This window comes from Ensifer sp. R1-3, assembly GCF_056739175.1.
Map to the genome: position 1 here is coordinate 396,004 of NZ_CP096516.1, position 16,933 is coordinate 412,936.

15 protein-coding genes are annotated in these 16,933 nt (G+C 60.9%); 12 read left to right on the forward strand and 3 right to left on the reverse strand.

All coding sequences use genetic code 11. The annotated features are described in order from the left end of the window. Positions 1-7 precede the first annotated feature (7 nt). The 7 genes from uxuA to M1D43_RS19240 all read left to right on the forward strand — a co-directional run bounded on the left by uxuA (position 8) and on the right by M1D43_RS19240 (position 8,233). Positions 8-1,216, forward strand: a complete 1,209-nt coding sequence (gene uxuA / locus M1D43_RS19210; protein WP_010975307.1) for a mannonate dehydratase — start codon at positions 8-10, stop codon at positions 1,214-1,216. Positions 1,217-1,491: 275 nt separating this feature from the next. Next, positions 1,492-3,186: a putative bifunctional diguanylate cyclase/phosphodiesterase gene (locus tag M1D43_RS19215; RefSeq protein ID WP_010975308.1), complete on the forward strand. Its 1,695-nt coding sequence runs from the start codon at positions 1,492-1,494 to the stop codon at positions 3,184-3,186. 75 nt (positions 3,187-3,261) lie between these two features. Further along, positions 3,262-3,780, forward strand: a complete 519-nt coding sequence (locus M1D43_RS19220) for a hypothetical protein (protein WP_003525909.1) — start codon at positions 3,262-3,264, stop codon at positions 3,778-3,780. Then, on the forward strand, positions 3,777-4,955 hold the full coding sequence (locus M1D43_RS19225) for a class I SAM-dependent methyltransferase (RefSeq protein ID WP_015243357.1): 1,179 nt from the start codon (positions 3,777-3,779) through the stop codon (positions 4,953-4,955). Before M1D43_RS19220 ends, M1D43_RS19225 begins: the two co-directional genes overlap by 4 nt. Next, the gene (locus M1D43_RS19230; protein WP_010975311.1) at positions 4,952-7,312 is read left to right on the forward strand and encodes a SpoIIE family protein phosphatase; all 2,361 of its coding nucleotides are present in this window, start codon (positions 4,952-4,954) and stop codon (positions 7,310-7,312) included. The genes M1D43_RS19225 and M1D43_RS19230 overlap by 4 nt, the downstream gene beginning before the upstream one ends. Before the next feature lie 4 nt (positions 7,313-7,316). Then, positions 7,317-7,880, forward strand: coding sequence for a slr1658 superfamily regulator (locus tag M1D43_RS19235; RefSeq protein WP_014527467.1), 564 nt, complete (start codon positions 7,317-7,319; stop codon positions 7,878-7,880). Between the two features lie 14 nt (positions 7,881-7,894). After that, positions 7,895-8,233, forward strand: coding sequence for a slr1659 superfamily regulator (locus tag M1D43_RS19240; RefSeq protein WP_010975312.1), 339 nt, complete (start codon positions 7,895-7,897; stop codon positions 8,231-8,233). A 35-nt stretch (positions 8,234-8,268) separates the two neighbouring features. Here the strand turns inward: M1D43_RS19240 and M1D43_RS19245 are convergent, their stop codons facing one another. Next, positions 8,269-9,180, reverse strand: coding sequence for an SMP-30/gluconolactonase/LRE family protein (locus tag M1D43_RS19245; protein WP_457813197.1), 912 nt, complete (start codon positions 9,178-9,180; stop codon positions 8,269-8,271). Positions 9,181-9,460: 280 nt separating this feature from the next. Here M1D43_RS19245 and M1D43_RS19250 point away from each other — a divergent pair, with 280 nt between their 5' ends. Next, positions 9,461-9,880: a DUF1236 domain-containing protein gene (locus M1D43_RS19250; protein ID WP_010975314.1), complete on the forward strand. Its 420-nt coding sequence runs from the start codon at positions 9,461-9,463 to the stop codon at positions 9,878-9,880. Positions 9,881-9,984: 104 nt separating this feature from the next. Here M1D43_RS19250 and M1D43_RS19255 read toward each other — a convergent pair whose 3' ends face one another. Continuing rightward, positions 9,985-10,599 (reverse strand): TetR/AcrR family transcriptional regulator, encoded by a 615-nt coding sequence (locus M1D43_RS19255; RefSeq protein WP_014527465.1) that lies wholly within the window; start codon positions 10,597-10,599, stop codon positions 9,985-9,987. A gap of 104 nt (positions 10,600-10,703) precedes the next feature. Between M1D43_RS19255 and M1D43_RS19260 the strand changes: the two genes are divergently transcribed. Further along, on the forward strand, positions 10,704-11,450 hold the full coding sequence (locus tag M1D43_RS19260) for an SDR family NAD(P)-dependent oxidoreductase (protein ID WP_010975316.1): 747 nt from the start codon (positions 10,704-10,706) through the stop codon (positions 11,448-11,450). Between the two features lie 80 nt (positions 11,451-11,530). On the opposite strand, the gene M1D43_RS19265 is transcribed toward M1D43_RS19260, so the two are convergent. Beyond that, positions 11,531-12,679, reverse strand: a complete 1,149-nt coding sequence (locus M1D43_RS19265) for an AraC family transcriptional regulator (RefSeq protein WP_010975317.1) — start codon at positions 12,677-12,679, stop codon at positions 11,531-11,533. A gap of 359 nt (positions 12,680-13,038) precedes the next feature. Here M1D43_RS19265 and M1D43_RS19270 point away from each other — a divergent pair, with 359 nt between their 5' ends. The 3 genes from M1D43_RS19270 to M1D43_RS19280 are packed head-to-tail and all read left to right on the forward strand — an operon-like array spanning position 13,039 to position 16,933. Further along, positions 13,039-14,085 carry a UDP-glucuronic acid decarboxylase family protein gene (locus M1D43_RS19270; protein ID WP_010975318.1) on the forward strand — a complete coding sequence of 349 codons (1,047 nt, stop codon included), beginning with the start codon at positions 13,039-13,041 and terminating at the stop codon, positions 14,083-14,085. Further along, complete coding sequence (gene galE, locus M1D43_RS19275; protein ID WP_014527464.1) at positions 14,085-15,071, forward strand: UDP-glucose 4-epimerase GalE; 987 nt, start codon at positions 14,085-14,087, stop codon at positions 15,069-15,071. The genes M1D43_RS19270 and galE overlap by 1 nt, the downstream gene beginning before the upstream one ends. Next, positions 15,068-16,933, forward strand: coding sequence for a glycosyltransferase family 2 protein (locus M1D43_RS19280; protein WP_017276090.1), 1,866 nt, complete (start codon positions 15,068-15,070; stop codon positions 16,931-16,933). Before galE ends, M1D43_RS19280 begins: the two co-directional genes overlap by 4 nt.

Consider the following 16,933-nt stretch of genomic DNA (forward strand, 5'->3'; position numbering starts at 1 on the left):
AGTTCACATGCGACATACATGGCGTTGGTTCGGGCCGGTGGACCGGGTGAGCGTTCAAGACGCAGCGCAGGCCGGCGCGCACGGGATCGTCAGCGCGCTGCATCACATTCCGACCGGCGACGTCTGGCCCGTCGACGAGATCGGCAAGCGGCAGGAGGAGGTCCGCGCAGGCGGGCTGGAGTGGGAGGTGGTGGAAAGCGTCCCCGTTTCCGAGTGCATCAAGACGCAGACCGGTCCCTGGCGCGAACACGTCGCAAATTGGCAGGAAACGCTGCGCCGACTTTCAGCCGCCGGTATCCGGACGGTTTGCTACAATTTCATGCCGGTGCTCGACTGGACCCGCACCGATCTGCGCTGGACCGCGCGTCACGGCGCCAAGGCGATGCGCTTCGACCGGATCGACTTTGCAGCCTTCGACATCCATCTCCTTGAGCGGCCGGCCGCCCACGAGGACTACGACACGGCGACGCGTGAGGCAGCCGAGCGGCGGTTTCGTGAAATGACGGAGGAGCGGCGGCTCGCGCTCTCCCGCAATATCGGCGCGGGGCTTCCCGGCTCCGCCGACGGCTACAGTCTGCCGCAGCTTCGAGAACATCTGCGCACCTATGACGGCGTCAGTCGCGAAAAATTGCAGCGTCACCTGGTGGAGTTCCTCGCGGAGGTGGCGCCGGTGGCGGAACGGACGGGCATCAACATCTGTGCCCATCCCGACGATCCGCCATGGGCGCTGCTCGGCCTGCCGCGCATTCTGTCGAACGCGGAAGATTACGCCTTCATGCTGCGGGAGGTCGACAGCCCGGCCAATGGCGTCACCCTCTGCACGGGCTCTCTCGGCGCCCTTGCCGCCAACGACCTGCCGGCCATGACCCGCCAGTTCGCGTCCCGGATTCATTTCGTCCACCTGCGCAACGTCCTTCGCGAGGAGGTACGGACACCCTGTTCCTTCTACGAGGACGAGCATCTGGAGGGCGACACGGACATGGTGGCCGTCATTGCCGAACTGCTCCAGGAAGAGCAGCGGCGGCGCGCAGCCGGACGGGTGGACCACCAGATTCCGATGCGGCCGGATCACGGGCAGGAGATTCTCGACGATCTTTCCCGTGGGGCTCAGCCCGGCTATCCGGCGATTGGTCGCCTGAAGGGGCTTGCGGAATTGCGCGGCATTGAGCGGGCCCTCTCGCACGCGACCTATGGACTGTCTGCCGCGACTCGTTGATCCTGACGCCCGTAGCGATCGGAAATCGATCCATCGTGACAAGATGGATCGGCCGCCGCCGCGTGCCTTCAGCCGACTTCAATCGTTAGCCATCTTTCCGCCGGAATCACGCAAATTAACTCTCTGCAGTCGTGCGCCATTGACCGCGACACGTTCCGCGATAATTTTTCTGGCAATGGCAGGGTTGGGAAACGGCAATTGACATGCATCGAAGATAACGAATTGTAGCCTCTGGGGCTTGCTCGGGCGACACGGAACGGAAGGGAAAGGCGAGAATGCCGGACGGCGATACGACACTGCCTGCTTCATCTTCCATCGAGGCCGACTTTTTCGCCCATTCCGACGAACTTGTCTCGCTTTATGACGAGAGTTTTCAGCTCGTCGAATGCACGCCGCGGCACAGACAAACCTATGCCGTCGACTCTCTCGTCGAGACGTCCCTTTGGCACACCTATCCGGAACTGCTGGCGCCCGGGCCGAAGTCCGCCATCGAATTCGTCGTCGCAAGCGGATTGCCGCGAACCGTCGAGATCGCCCACCCATCCACGGGGAGCCGACGCACGCTCGTCATTTTCCGAAGTGCGGGCGGCATCGGTGTCGTCGAAGCTGAAAGCAGTTCCACCTACCGCGAAACGTTCAGTCAGGGCGAGAGCGATCGTGCTCTTCTCCTGCATCAGGCGACCCATGACGTCCTCACCGGATTGCCCAACCGCCGGCAGTTCAGCGATCAGTTGCGGGGCGCATTGCCTGTGCCCAACGGCGCCCGATTGGCGCTCATGCAGATCGATTTGGACGACTTCAAGCCGATCAACGACACATTGGGGCACGGGGCAGGCGACGCCGTGCTCAAGATGGCGGCGGACCGGATCAGGAGCGTGCTGAGGGATCGGGAATTCGCGTACCGTCTAGCCGGGGACGAGTTCGCGGTCATTCAGTGGAGGGCCGATCAGCCGAGGGAGGCAGAACGTCTGGCCGACGCACTGATCAACGCTTTCAAGGAACCGTTCACGGTCGAGGGCATCAACGTCTTCGTCGGAGCAAGCGTCGGAATTGCCGTCGCGCCGGCCGACGGCAACGAGGTCGAGCAACTGATGAAAGCTGCCGATATCGCGCTGTATGCCGCCAAGAAGGACGGTCGCGGCCGGTCGAGTACGTTCACCCGCTCGATGCTCATCGTGCTGGAACAAAGGGAAATGTTGCGCCGAAGCCTGCGTACAGCCCTTCAGGAGGGGCAGTTCTTCCTAGAATATCAGCCATTGGTGAAGCCCTCCTCGTCGGTCGTCGGTTTCGAAGCGCTTTTGCGGTGGCGTCACCCGCTGGTCGGCATCATCCCTCCGAATGTCTTCATTCCGATGGCGGAAGCTGACGGTCTGATGAGCGACATCGGGCGATGGCTGCTGGAGCGGGCGTGCCGGGCAGCCATGGACTGGCCGTCCCATTTCACGATCGCCGTCAATTTGTCTCCCGCCGAATTCCTCCACGAGGGGCTTACGGACCGCGTGGCCCAGACGCTCGACTTGGTCGGCATGCGCGCAGACCGCCTTGAGCTCGAAATCACCGAGTCGGTGCTTCTGGAGCGTACGATAAACAATCTCGATACACTCAATACCTTGAATGTGTTGGGTGTGCAGATTTCGCTGGATGATTTCGGCACTTTCTATTCGTCGCTGAGCTACCTGAAGAATTTCCCTTTCGACACGATCAAAATCGACCAATATTTCATCAGGGACCTAGAAAGGGACGAGAAAAGCCAGACGATCGTGCGCTCCATCATCGCGCTCGCTCACGGCCTGGGCATGAATGTTACCGCCGAAGGAGTGGAGACCGCGGAGCAGGCGATCTGGCTTCAGAAAGAAGGCTGCGACCGCCTGCAGGGATATTTTTTAGGGGTGCCGATGCGTGCAGAAGCGATAGCAGACTTTCTCCGAAAAACGCCGGCCATCCCTGCGGCAGGTCTTCAGCGAACATGAAGTGGGTCAATGCCGGGAAATTATTTCGTCTAGCCTTTGAATCTCGTGACGTTTTTGCGTAAGGGAGGAAGCCGCATGCACGGAGCCGAGAACCAGCCCACGGAAGCCGCTTTCGAGCCCTTGCTCCACTTCGAGATGGAGATGGGTGCCTTTCTTTCCGATTGGAATCATTGCGATCAGCTGTCGACCTTCATGGCGCGAATGATAAGTCACAATCGCACTGATCCTGTTCGCCACTCGAATTTCTTCTCGTCCGCATTGAACGAGCTCCTAGAGGTCTCGTTCCGCAGCGGCTCACCCGACGGCCGGATCGGTTGCGCAGTTTATCGATGGGGGCCGACCGAACGGGTGGAGCTTACTTTCCCGTGTCCGCCGGGTCAGAGGCAGTTTTATAGAGAGGCGGTGTCGAAGACCCGCGACGCCGACGCCCATGCGCGCTACCTTGATTCCATCTCCACCGATCTCGCACCGAGTCGCGAGGCTGTTCTTCTGGACTTGTCGATCAATTTCGATGCCGACGTGCGGCTCGACGAAAGCGATCCGCCATCGATCAGGCTTGTCGTGGATCTGCCTCTTGAAGGAGTGGTGAGGTGAGTACGACAGCGTTTGCAGTTCCCTTCAAGGCGGAATTCGACCCAAACAGCCAGGAGTTCGCTCTTTCCGGGGTGGTGCGGCCGCGCTCGGCCGACGAGATCGCCGCAAGCATATCGATGCTTAAAGGCGCCATCGAAGAGGTGCGGGGCGTTCTCTACATCAACGTCAAGCGCCTGGTGCAGATGAACAACACGGCCTATCACGCCTTCGCGCGCGTTCTTCTCGATGCCTGTCGCACGCGGTCTGACATTCGCTTCGTCGTCGTGACCTCGAGCGTCGTGGGCTGGACCGAGCGCATGTTCGCCCATTTGAACAAGATCGAGCCGCAAGTGACCGTCGAGGTCTACGACTCAAAGTTCTATCCCGGGCAGAGCTTCGTGGAAAACACGAGCTTCATCCCGATCCTGCGCACGCAAACGAAAATGACCTGGCGCCACGAGCGCAAGATCCTCCCGCGTCACGGCCTGCGCCCGGGTATGACGATGGCAGACATATGTTGTGGCATCGGCGACTTCGCCATGCTGGTGCGGAAGGAGTTCCAGCCGGCACGCATTGTCGCGCTCGACCATTCCAAAGCGAGCCTCGCCTATGCGCGCGACGTGGCGTCCGGCTTTGGCGTAACGGATATCGAATATACCTATGGCGATGCCTCCGAGATGCTGCTCGAGGACAATCAGTTCGATTTCGTCACCTGCCGCCATTCGCTGCAGATCTTCAACCAGCCGGATGTGCTCCTGAAGGAACTCTTCCGGATCTGCAAGCCCGGCGGGCGGGTCTATATAACCAACGAGAAAAATTCGCACTGTCTCGGCGAGCCGCGCGCACAGAGCATTCAATGGACCTACAACGAGGTCGCGAGGCTGTTTAGCCATTTCGAAATGGATGTGGAGTTCGGACCGAAGAGCAAGCGCTATCTTGTCGACGCAGGCTTTGACGATATCAACGTCGAATCGTTCATGGTCACCAATCTCGACGGAGACCCTCAGGACTTCGCCGATATCATCGCGGCGTGGGAGAACGTCTATGCCGGTGAAATGGCCGTAAAGCGCGGGGACCCGCCCGAGTTCATCGAACGTTTCCGGCAGGGTTTCCGGGACCACATTTTTGCCGCCCTCCATCCCAAGGGCTATGCCGGCTGGCCCATCTGGGCGGCCTCAGGGCGCAAGCCGCTATGAGCCTGCCCGGGGAAAACACCACCCGTTTGGGCCTGCGCTCCTTCCGCGCTAAGTTCGTGCTGGTCGTCGGAAGCGCGGTGCTCTTTGATCTGCTCGTCACCGGCGGTCTTGCGCTCTGGAACGTGCAGAGACTTTCCCGCGACGCGGCGGCGGAAGTCGGCCGCGGCCTGGAGGAGGCCAACCAGGACTATATCCGCTCCTATGCGGCAACCACGGCTGCCCGGGTCAACCTGCTGCTCAACCAGGTCCACTCCGATGTGGGCACATTGGCGGGCGTTCTCCAGGAGCAGATCGACCGGCCGGTGAGAAAATCGCAAATCGGGGAGGCGATGGCGCGCGGCGCGCCGGGAACCGTGACGGTCGCCTACGATCAGAAAGGGGGATGGGCTCAGAACCTGCCGGGCCCTCCATCGGTCGTCAGCGTCTGGGGCTATCTTCTTGACCAGAACCACCTTCCGCTTCCCGACGTGCAAACGGACATCGAGAACAGCGCGGTCCTGGATCTTGTTGCGCCGAGCCTGCTCGCAAACGGTCAGTCGAAGCTGCAGATGTATTATATCGGCCCGAAAGAGCGGCCGATATTCAGGACGGCTCCCTATACGGACCAGGCGCAGACCTTCGATAAGCTCTACCCGGGACACAATTCGGCGGAATTCTGGTCTTTCTTTTTTCCCGGACTCTACGAATCTTGGGAGCAATGGGCGCGCGATCCGAAGTCACGTCCGGTGAATGGCGACATCACTCAGACGGCGCCCTATACCGACGCGATAACCGGCAAGCTCATCGTGAGTTTCTTCCAGCCGCTGTGGTCGCGCGACCGCAGCCGTGTGCTGGGCGCTGCCGGCACGGATATCACGCTCGACCAATTGGCCGAGATCGTCGAGAACGTTAAGGTTGCCGAAACCGGTTTCGGCTTTCTGACGATGTCGGACGGCAACGTCGTTGCCATCAATCCGGTTGGAGAAAAGGTCATCGGCCTTCGCGCGTCGAACGCGGCCGCCAGCGGAGGTGTGACGGGTCTCGACCGCTCTCTCCGTCGCAGCGTTCAGCCGGAGATTGCGCAATTGCCCTTGGGCGAGGACGGACTGCTCAAGCATATTTTCCTTGAGGAGAACGGCGAGAGGGTGCCCTATCTGGTCGTCCTGAAACAGTTGCAGCCGACCAACCTCTGGGCATCCGGCCCAGTCCGCCGTGAAGCGATGCTGCTCGGCATCGCCGTGCCCGAGCGGGAAATCTACGCTTCGCTTTTTGCCGCCCAAGCCGGGATCTCGGAGGCGACCAACAGGATCTTGATCTATCAGGTCCTGGCGCTCCTCGTGTCCCTGTTCTTCGTCATTGCCGCCGTATTCGCCATATCCAAGCGGATCACCGGCGGCATAAGCGCGCTTGCCAATGCCGCCAAGCGCATCGAGGCGAAGGACTATTCGGTGCGGGTCGACATTCCGACGCGTGACGAGGTCGGCGACGCCGGCGCCGCCTTCAATCGTATGGCGGAAGAGATCAGCTTCCACACCGAGAACCTCGAGCAGCTGGTCGAGGATCGGACGAAGGAGATCGAGGAGGCGAACCTCCAGATATCAGCGCTGAACCAACAGTTGCGCAGCGAGAACCTGCGTCTCGGCGCGGAACTCGCCGTCGCCCGCCGTATCCAGATGATGGTACTGCCGAAGGCCGGCGAGCTCGAGGAAATCGCCGAACTGGAGATCGCCGCCTATATGCGGCCCGCCGACGAGGTCGGCGGCGACTATTACGACGTGCTGCAGGATGGAAAGCGGCTGAAGATCGGCATCGGCGACGTGACGGGGCATGGTCTCGAGAGCGGCGTGCTGATGCTGATGGTCCAATCCGTAGCCCGCGCCTTGCAGGAAATGGGCGAGATGGAGCCGGCGCAATTCCTCAATCGCGTGAACCGGGCGATCTACAAGAACCTCGTCAGGACCAGGACCAACAAGCATCTCTCTCTGGCATTCCTCGACTATGACGGCGCAAGGCTGACGCTCTCCGGGCAGCACGAGGAGTTGATCGTCATCAGAGATCTGGAAAGGGTGGAGCGGATCGACACTCTGGATCTCGGTCTGCCGATCGGGTTGGAGCCGGATATTTCCGCCTTTGTCGCGACGCGCGAAATTTCCTTCGGTCGCGGCGACATGATCATCCTCCATACCGATGGCGTGACGGAGGCGGAGAGCGGAACCGGCGAGCTCTTCGGCATCGAAAGGCTCTGCGAAAGCGCTCGATGCCGCTATGGCAGCAGCGCCGAGGACGTCAAGTCCGGCATCATCGAGGATCTGATGGCGCATATCGGTACCCAGAAAATTCATGACGATATCACTCTCGTGGTGATGAGGCACAGGTGAGCGGATGACGACCTTATATGGACTGGAGGATCTTGCCGTCGGGACGGGCGAGAATTCGACGAAACTCCGTCTCTTCGACGGCCCGCTCGATCTCGGCTGGAAGCATTGCGCGATGACGTCCGATTTCGTCGCCGAGTTCGCGGCTCTGCGCTACAAAACGTCGCGCGGCCTTTACAAGGAAGTCCGGCATAATGTCGGCTATCTGACCAACGAGCTGATAGAGAACGCCGTCAAATTCCGTGCAGGCGGCGAAATCGTCGTGGAGGCGTCGATCGCCTCCAACACGTTCCGAACCAAGGTTTCCAATCTCGTCGACAAGGGCACGGCCGACAAGTTCCGCCACCTGCTTTCTGAAATAACGATAGGAGATCCGTCCGACCTTCTGATTGAGCGGATAGAGGCGAACGCAACAGGCTCGGGATCCGGCTCCGGTTCCGGCCTTGGACTTTTGACGCTCATGAGCGATTATGGTGCGCACTTCGCCTGGATTTTCGGATCTGGCGAAGCGGATGGCAAGATACCGCTGGAAACCTATGCTTCTATCGCCATCCCCGACCTCTCGAATTGACGGACGACGAAAACATGGAAATCAAGGAAGACGACTATCGCGTTTGGTCGGAAGACAAGGACATCTATTTCGACGGGACGATGCGCTTGCCGAGCACCGAAGCCTACGCCCCGATTTTCTCCCTCGTGATGGATATGCTCGAAGCCGAGCCGGAGCGCATGACTGTGGATCTCACGGGGCTGCAGTTCCTCAATTCCTCCGGAATCAACCTGCTTGCGAAGCTCACCATCGAAGCGCGCAAGCGGCCGAACATTCAGTTTACCGTTCGCGGAAGCTCCGAGTTTCCCTGGCAGACGAAGTCCCTGCCAAACCTCAAGAAGCTCCACCCTGGCGTCGATCTGAGGCTAAGCTGAAGGGCGCTCCCAAGTCCGAAGGCGTGCTGGAGGCATTACGGATATTGCACGCCGTTCGTTGCCGTGTAGATGGAATAGAGCGACTGCGTGGCCGTGATGAAGAGGCGGTTCTTCTTGGGGCCGCCGAAGGTTAGGTTCGACACCGTCTGCGGCACGAGGATCTTGCCGAGCAAGGTGCCGCCAGTGTCGAAGCAATGCACTCCGTCGGCAGCACTGCACCAAAGGTTTCCCGCTACATCGAAACGGAACCCGTCCGGATTACCGTTGTCGATGGAACAGAAATAGCGGCCGTTTGCGAGTACGCCGTCAGCGGCGACGTCGAAAACTCGGATATGGCTCGGAACCTCGTGCTTTGCAGATCCCGAGTCGGCAATATAAAGTCGCGCCTCGTCCGGCGAGAAGGCGAGCCCGTTCGGCTGGATGAAATCGCGGACGACGGCCTTGATTGCGCCGGATAGAGGATCGATCCGATAAACATTGCGTGTCGGCTGTTCCGGTTCCGCTTTGTGGCCTTCATAATCCGACAGGATGCCGTAGGTTGGATCGGTAAACCAGATCGAGCCGTCGGAGTGCACCACGGCGTCGTTCGGCGAGTTGAGCCGCTTTCCTTCATAAATGTCTGCAAGCACGGTGATGCGGCCGTCATGTTCCGTGCGCGTCACGCGCCGGCCGCCGTGCTCGCAGGAGATCAGGCGGCCCTCGCGGTCGCGCGTGTTGCCGTTCACAAAATTCGAGGGCGAGCGGAAGACGGAAGCGCCGCCGTCAGGCGTCCAGCGCATCATGCGCTGGTTTGGAATATCGCTCCAGATCAGGCAGTCGAGATCGGAAAACCAGACCGGCCCTTCCGCCCAGCGGCAGCCGCGATAAAGTTCTTCGAGGGCTGCGCTGCCAACGATCAGGGAACGGAAACGTTCATCGCGAATGTCGTAGTGCGGGCTGTCTGCCAACGCTGTTCCTCCACATCCTGCGAGCCGTCGGCGTGAGGACGCGCGAGTTTCGCTGGCTGTTCTTCTGGCGGCCGCAGGGGGTTCACTTATAGTTCGAGTCCGGCTGATGGAACAGGCGATACATCCATCGCCTGCATCGATTTCCTCCCGCAGGGCGATTTGAAGGCTACTTCGCCAGCTCGCTGCGTGACGCGTTCTGTCAAAGCCGTGCGGAACAACTCCTCAACCCAACGGGTTGTTTGGCGGAAGGGACGTATTTTGCATAACGGGAGAATGCCTGATGAAAGATCTGATCGTCAAAGGTGCCATTGTTCTGGGTCTCGGGCTCGGCTGCTTTGCTATTCCAGCAGCGGCGCAGAGCACGACCAAGAACAGCACCGTGACCGGCGCAGCCGGCGGAGCTGCTGCAGGTGCAGTCATAGGCGGTCCTGTAGGGGCTGCCGTTGGTGGGGTCGCCGGCGCGGTCGCGGGTGCGGCAATCGACCCGCCGCCGCCGAAGGTAATCGAGTATGTCGAGGCGCAGCCGCTTCCGGCAGAGCCGGTCGTCGTTCAACAGGAGATCGTGGTCGGAAAGCCGCTGCCTGAGACGGTGGTGGTTACGCCGATCCCTGACGATACGCGCTATGCCTACGCCGTAGTCAACGAGAAGCGCGTCATCGTAGAGCCGAAGAGCCGCACGGTGGTGCAGGTCGTTCAGTAAATCACGCGCCTCAAATGCGTTCGATCGGGAGAAACCGCGTAGGCTTTCCTCTCCCGCTCGAACCTCAAGCTTGCCCGGCGAGTTCCTAAGCCCGCCGGGCATTCCTATGGCGCTGGGTCTTGCGCCAACACGCCCCAGGCGGCCATGGCGCCGTCGGTGACGTTTTTCAGCGCCTCATAGCTGCCGCCATCGCGCGCGAGGATCGACATTCCATGTTGTACCGTCGCATAAAAGGTCGCGACAGCCCCGGCATCCACCCGATCGGGTAACTCGCCTCCAGCAATTGCAGCTTCCAGCCGCTGGCGTAGCTTGTCGATGTTTTCCTTGCGGTGACGGGTCAACGCTTCGCAGACCGCTTCGGGAATTGCTGCCTGGTGAAGTCCTCCGAGGGCTATCAGGCAGCCGTGCGGAGTATCCGGCTGAGAATAGGCTTCGGCTGTCGCGAGAAGGAATTGGCTGACCGCCTCCCTTGCCGTCGGCGCTGTCTCCAGTGCCGCCCAGATTTCGGTGCCGACCGTTTGCGCGTAGAGCTCCATTGCCTCAAGATAGAGCGCTTCCTTGCAGCCAAATGCGGCATAAAGGCTCGGCGCATTGATGCCCATGGCAGCGGTCAGCGCTGTCAGCGACGCGCCCTCGTATCCCTTCTCCCAAAAGACCTTCATGGCGCGCATGAGTGCATCGGCACGATCGAAGCTGCGGGGGCGGCCTTTGTCGGACATATGATCTACTCTTTTCTGTAGCGATTGATAAATATATCGCTTGACAGGTATTGGCAAGCTCGGGCAAGTTTTGTGTATCGATCATTACAGAATGGAGTTTCCCGATGACATCGATCAGTTTGGCCGGAAAGACCGCTTTCGTTACCGGCGGCAGCAGGGGTATCGGCGCGGCTATCGCCAAGAGGCTTGCTCTGGAGGGGGCGGCGGTGGCGCTGACTTATGTGAATGCGGCCGAGCGTGCGCAGGCAGTCGTGTCCGAGATCGAGCAGGCGGGCGGTCGCGCGGTTGCAATCCGTGCCGACAATCGCGACGCCGAAGCCATCGAGCAGGCCATTCGCGAGACTGTCGAAGCCTTGGGCGGGCTGGACATACTGGTCAACAGCGCTGGCATCTGGCACTCGGCTCCGCTGGAGGAGACGACTGTCGCCGATTTCGACGAAGTGATGGCCGTTAACTTCCGTGCGCCCTTCGTGGCCATTCGTTCGGCGTCCCGGCACCTCGGTGACGGCGGCAGGATCATCACGATCGGCAGCAATCTGGCCGAACTGGTTCCCTGGCCGGGGATCAGCCTCTATTCTGCCAGCAAGGCTGCTCTGGCCGGTCTGACGAAAGGCCTGGCTCGCGACCTTGGGCCGCGCGGGATCACCGTCAACATCGTTCATCCAGGCTCGACCGACACCGATATGAACCCCGCCGATGGCGACCATGCCGAAGCGCAGCGGGAACGTATCGCCACCGGCAGCTACGGTGAGCCGCAAGACATTGCCGGACTCGTCGCCTGGCTGGCGGGGCCGCAAGGCAAGTTCGTCACCGGCGCTTCGCTGACCATCGACGGCGGTGCCAACGCTTGATTCCGGAAAACCGCGGCCATGATCACAGTGTCAATAATGCACGGCGCCCGAACATGTGCCGCGGGTACGCGGCTCAACCCTCATCCTTGAACCGATTTGAGCCAGTCGCCGATCGTAGCCCCGCGGTCCCGCTCCCGCGGCGCAACAGGCGTGGCGAGGCGTTCGGTGGCCGCGGCCTTGCGGATCTCGCGCGGACTCGCTCCGAATTCGTGGCTGAAGGCACGGGTGAAATTCGCGGCAAGGTCGAAGCCGGCCGCTTCCGCGATCTCCCCAATAGGCCGGTTGTTCGTCGGATCGCTGAGCTCCGCGTAGGCCTGCAGGAGCCGGCGTCTTCGAATATAGTTCAGCACGCCGCCGCTCGGCTCGAAAAGCTGATAGAGGCGGGTTCTGGAAATTCCGAGCTCCCGGCATATGGTTTCGGGCGTCAGGTCGCCCGAGTTAAGATTGAGATGGATATATCGGTGCGCCCGCTCCATCACTCCCATTTTCGCCTGGGAGCCTCCCGCATCTGGTCTCACCGCCGCCACGCAGGCGACGACCATGTCGCGTATCGTGCGAACGATGCGCGGCACTTCTTCCACGGTGATGTTGCCGAGGTTTTCTTCCATGCCGTTGATATAATTGGCGAGGAGGTCGGCGAGGTTGCCGGACAGGACCGAATTGTTGGCGCCTTCGAGCTTGCCCGCATCGTCCGCAAGCAGTTCATAGGGCATGAAGAGAAGGATCGATGCGGCATCCGTCATCCGCCCACGATAGGGATAGCCGAGCGAGCGGAAGAAGAACTCTCCCGGCCCCGTCTCGGTCACGCGGCGGTCGGCTTCGGTCCATGACCGGCCGCTGCGAAAGAGGCCGACGTTCCAATGGTCGATCGGGCTCGAGCGCAACATCGTCTGGGAGCGCTCGTAACTATGTGCCGGCGTCACCTGTTGAACGATCAGCAAATCGCCTAGGTGCCAACCCGTCAGCTCGGCCGGAAAGCCGTCCTCTTCGGACACTCCGTCGGGCAAGCGCACGTCCACGAGCGGCGCCATATGCGCACGCCAGGATCTAAATTGCTCTTGCGGCGGCAGATCGCGCGTCGAGAATCGCGAAGGTACGAGCGCCGGTGACCTTTCGGCCAAACGGTCCTTTCGAGCTGTTGGATCGCGCGGCCAACGGCGCCGCTCCATATGAGCGGGCCAGGCCGGAACTTCGACAGGGTCATCTCCTGATCCGGAGTCCTTCGTCATGCAACCCTCCAGCGAAATGGGATTGCCCGTTTGGGTGAGCCCATACGAGCGATTACCCGGGGCGTCGAATCTGTCCCACACTGACGCAACTCGCCTCAGGGTGGAATCGAATCGGCGGCGCACACCTTCCAGTTTCCAGTTTATACCCCTTTATATGTAGAAATGCACGGCGGGATAACAATCGGGATTGGGTGATAATGACAATCCCCATCCGCTGATTGTATTAAACACCTACAGTTGTTCCAAGCATTGCCGAAAATTAATTAAGGTAGTTTCGAACGGTAAAGTTTCGATCACCAATTTATTGTGCCTGCTGTGGATGAATTTTAGAAGTTAGCAGATAGTGTGAGGAATATTCCGTGAATTATTTTAGAAATGACTTCAGGGGAACTCTCTTCGGAACGAATGAAGCTACTGATTCACTGCGGCGCCGAAGCCTCCAAAAGAGAATACTTGTTACCGGCGGTGCCGGCTTTCTGGGCTCGCATCTTTGCGAGCTGCTTCTCGGCGCCGGGCACGAGGTCATTTGCCTCGATAACTTCTCGACGGGCCTGAGGCGCAATATCGCGCCCCTCAAGCGCTTCGATACTTTCCGCGTCATCGCCCACGACGTCGTTGAGCCCATCGACCTCGAGGTCGACGAGATCTATAACCTGGCCTGCCCGGCATCGCCGCCGCATTACCAGGCAGACCCGATCCAGACGACGAAAACCTGCGTGATCGGCTCGCTCAACCTCCTCGATCTGGCTGCTCGTCGTGGCGCACGCATCTTCCAGGCGTCCACATCGGAAATCTACGGCGACCCGCATGTCCACCCGCAGGTGGAAAGCTATTGGGGCAACGTCAATCCCTTCGGTCCGCGCTCCTGCTACGACGAGGGCAAGCGTTGCGCAGAGACCCTGTTCTTTGACTTCCACAAGTCCCATGGGGTCGAAATCAAGATCGTCCGTATCTTCAACACCTACGGCCCGCGGATGCGACCGGATGACGGCCGTGTCGTTTCCAACTTCATCGTCCAGGCTTTGAAGGGTGAGGATATCACGATATACGGTGACGGCTCCCAGACCCGTTCCTTCTGTTTCGTCGAGGACCTGATCGACGGCTTCGTGCGCCTGATGGCATCGCCGCCGTCGCTTACCGGGCCGGTCAATCTCGGCAATCCGGCAGAGTTCACGATCGGCGAACTCGCCGAAGAGGTGATCCGGTTGACCGGCTCGCGCTCGAAGATCGTCCGGCGGCCCCTGCCTGTCGACGATCCCCGCCAGCGCCGTCCCGACATCTCGCTCGCGACGGAAGAGCTCGGTTGGCGTCCGAAGGTCAATCTGGCCGAAGGCCTTGCGCACACGATCCGCTATTTCGACGACCTTCTCTCCCGGTCGATGCGGGAAAGTGCGGAGCTGGTCTGATGGTTGCGCCACGTATCCTCGTCACCGGTGGCGCCGGCTATATCGGCAGTCACACCGCAAAGCTATTGCGCCTGGAGGGTATCGAGCCCGTCGTCTACGACAATCTGACGACCGGGAACCGTTCCGCCGTGCGCTGGGGACCATTCGTTCAGGGAGATATCCTGGACGGGAGGCACCTGATCGAAGTCATCGAGGCCCACCAGCCGGATGCCGTCATCCACTTCGCCGCCTCCGCCTATGTTGGCGAATCCGTCGCCGATCCCGCGAAATACTACAACAACAACGTCCGCGGCACGCTGTCGCTCCTCGATGCATGTCGCCAGACGGGTGTCGACAAAGTGATCTTCTCATCGAGCTGCGCCACCTATGGCGTACCGGCGGTACTGCCCATCGACGAAGCGACGCCGCAGGCACCGATCAACCCCTATGGTAAGACGAAACTGGTGGCCGAGCACATGCTCGCCGACTATGCGGCCGCCTTTGCGCTGAATTATGTTTCGCTGCGCTATTTCAACGCATGTGGCGCTGATCCTGAGGGTGACCTCGGCGAATGGCACGACCCGGAAACGCACCTCATTCCGCGGGCGCTCATGGCCGCGGCAGGCAGGATTTCGCATCTGGAGATTTTCGGCGAGGACTACGATACCCCGGACGGAACCTGCGTACGCGACTATATCCACGTTGCCGATCTTGCGAGCGCTCATGTGCTGGCATACCGGCATCTCGCCAAGGGCGGCGGGAACGTCGCGCTTAACCTCGGTACCGGGCGCGGCTTCTCAATAAAGGAAGTCCTGCGAACGATCGGCGAAATTACCGGGCATGACGTCCCGGTCGTGTTTCGCCGCCGTCGTGCCGGAGATCCGCCGGCTCTCTATGCGGATGCCGGGCTTGCTTGCCGGACGCTCGGCTTCCTGCCGCGATATTCCGATCTCGAGACGATCGTGCGAACGGCGGCCCCGTTCTTCGGGCTGGAGGTCCGGTCATGACCGTCCTTTCCACCAATGGACCGACGCGCATTTCCGAGGACGGTGAGCCGCGGCTCGTACCTGTGCTCACGCGCGAACGCCGGATGGAATTTTTGCTCGGCGCAGGACTCTGGGTAGCAGCGCTCGTCCATTTCTGGGCCTGGTGGCTGGAGCCGCGCCATCACGTGGACGCCTTGGGCAGTACCATCGTGACCGCGGTCCTTGCCTGGGTCACGCTGCTGCCGGCCTATTTCATCGCCGTCTTTTATGGCGCGCTGAAACCAAATGGACCGTTGCGGCTCCCGGCGGGCAGTCGCATCGCCATGGTCGTCACCAAGGCTCCGTCGGAACCATTTTCGGTCGTGGCTGAGACATTGGAGGCAATGCTTGCGCAGGACGTGCCGCACGACACCTGGCTTGCCGACGAGGACCCGTCTGAGGCGACGCTAGACTGGTGCCGCAGCCATGGCGTCCTCGTCTCGACCCGCAAAGGCCGGGAAGACTATCACCGGGCCACATGGCCACGGCGCACGCGCTGCAAGGAGGGCAATCTTGCCTTCTTCTACGATCACTACGGCTATGACCGGTACGACTTCGTGGCTCAGCTCGACGCCGACCATGTCCCCGCACCCGGTTATCTTTTCGAAATGCTTCGCCCCTTTGCCGACCAGGACGTCGGTTACGTCTCGGCGCCGAGCATCTGCGACCGCAATGCTTCCGAGAGCTGGTCGGCGCGCGGTCGGCTCTATGCGGAGGCGAGCATGCACGGTGCTCTCCAGGCCGGATACAATGGCGGTCTCGCGCCGCTCTGTATCGGCTCTCACTACGCGGTGCGCACGTCCGCACTCAAGGAGATCGGCGGTCTCGGCCCGGAGCTTGCCGAAGACCATTCGACGACATTGATGATGAATGCGGCAGGCTGGCGCGGCATTCACGCACTCGACGCGATCGCCCATGGCGACGGTCCGCGCACCTTTGCCGACCTGGTGACCCAGGAGTTCCAGTGGTCGCGTAGTCTCGTCATGCTCCTGCTGCAATATTCGCCGCGTCTCGTTGGCCGGCTGCCGCTGCGACTGAAGTTCCAGTTCCTCTTCTCGCAGCTCTGGTATCCGCTCTTCGCGTGCTTCATGGCGCTGATGTTTGCAATGCCGATCATCGCCCTTGCACGCGGAGAGACCTTTGTCGCTGTGACCTATCCGGAGTTTCTGGCCTATTTCGCGCCGCTTTCGATCATCCTCGTCCTGCTAGCCTATCGCTGGCGGGCAACCGGCGCCTTTCGGCCTTACGACGCAAAGATCCTGAGCTGGGAGTGCATGCTCTTCCTCTTTGCACGCTGGCCATGGGCACTTGCCGGTACGCTGGCCGCCCTGCGCGACTGGATCACCGGGTCCTTCGTGGATTTCCGTGTCACGCCAAAGGGATCATCCGAGGTCGACCCGCTGCCCCTGCGCGTGCTCGCGCCCTACTTTTTCCTGGCGGTTGCGGCCGTCCTGCCTGTCCTTTTCGTCGACGATGCCGCGAACGCCAAGGGGTTCTACCTCTTCGCAATCCTCAATGCGGCAGTTTACTGCCTGCTTCTGCTGGTCATCGTCCTGCGGCATTCGAGGGAGAACGCCGTAGGCACCGCCTCCCGTTTTTATCGTCCCGCAATAGGGGCCGGGCTCCTGGCGATCGTCGCACTGCCCGGCATCGCGACGGCCGAACACGGGAAAGATGGGCTCGAGGCACTCGCATGGGGCAGTGGGCACCTGCGCCTCTTCGAAGAGCGCTATGCGGTGGCCGGAGCCGGGCAGGGCGGTACGGCATTGCGAAAGATCGTCTTCCGTCCACGCTGGATTTCCGCCCCGGCGGAACAGCGGGACGGCAATTCAGAGAGGGGATAG

What these genes read in the sequence shown, in the direction of transcription:
- uxuA (WP_010975307.1), top strand. Translation starts at nt 8, where the DNA reads ATGCGACATACATGGCGTTGGTTCGGGCCGGTGGACCGGGTGAGCGTT.
- M1D43_RS19215 (WP_010975308.1), top strand. Translation starts at nt 1,492, where the DNA reads ATGCCGGACGGCGATACGACACTGCCTGCTTCATCTTCCATCGAGGCC.
- M1D43_RS19220 (WP_003525909.1), top strand. Translation starts at nt 3,262, where the DNA reads ATGCACGGAGCCGAGAACCAGCCCACGGAAGCCGCTTTCGAGCCCTTG.
- M1D43_RS19230 (WP_010975311.1), top strand. Translation starts at nt 4,952, where the DNA reads ATGAGCCTGCCCGGGGAAAACACCACCCGTTTGGGCCTGCGCTCCTTC.
- M1D43_RS19235 (WP_014527467.1), top strand. Translation starts at nt 7,317, where the DNA reads ATGACGACCTTATATGGACTGGAGGATCTTGCCGTCGGGACGGGCGAG.
- M1D43_RS19240 (WP_010975312.1), top strand. Translation starts at nt 7,895, where the DNA reads ATGGAAATCAAGGAAGACGACTATCGCGTTTGGTCGGAAGACAAGGAC.
- M1D43_RS19250 (WP_010975314.1), top strand. Translation starts at nt 9,461, where the DNA reads ATGAAAGATCTGATCGTCAAAGGTGCCATTGTTCTGGGTCTCGGGCTC.
- M1D43_RS19255 (WP_014527465.1), bottom strand. Translation starts at nt 10,599, where the DNA reads ATGTCCGACAAAGGCCGCCCCCGCAGCTTCGATCGTGCCGATGCACTC.
- M1D43_RS19260 (WP_010975316.1), top strand. Translation starts at nt 10,704, where the DNA reads ATGACATCGATCAGTTTGGCCGGAAAGACCGCTTTCGTTACCGGCGGC.
- M1D43_RS19265 (WP_010975317.1), bottom strand. Translation starts at nt 12,679, where the DNA reads ATGACGAAGGACTCCGGATCAGGAGATGACCCTGTCGAAGTTCCGGCC.
- galE (WP_014527464.1), top strand. Translation starts at nt 14,085, where the DNA reads ATGGTTGCGCCACGTATCCTCGTCACCGGTGGCGCCGGCTATATCGGC.
- M1D43_RS19280 (WP_017276090.1), top strand. Translation starts at nt 15,068, where the DNA reads ATGACCGTCCTTTCCACCAATGGACCGACGCGCATTTCCGAGGACGGT.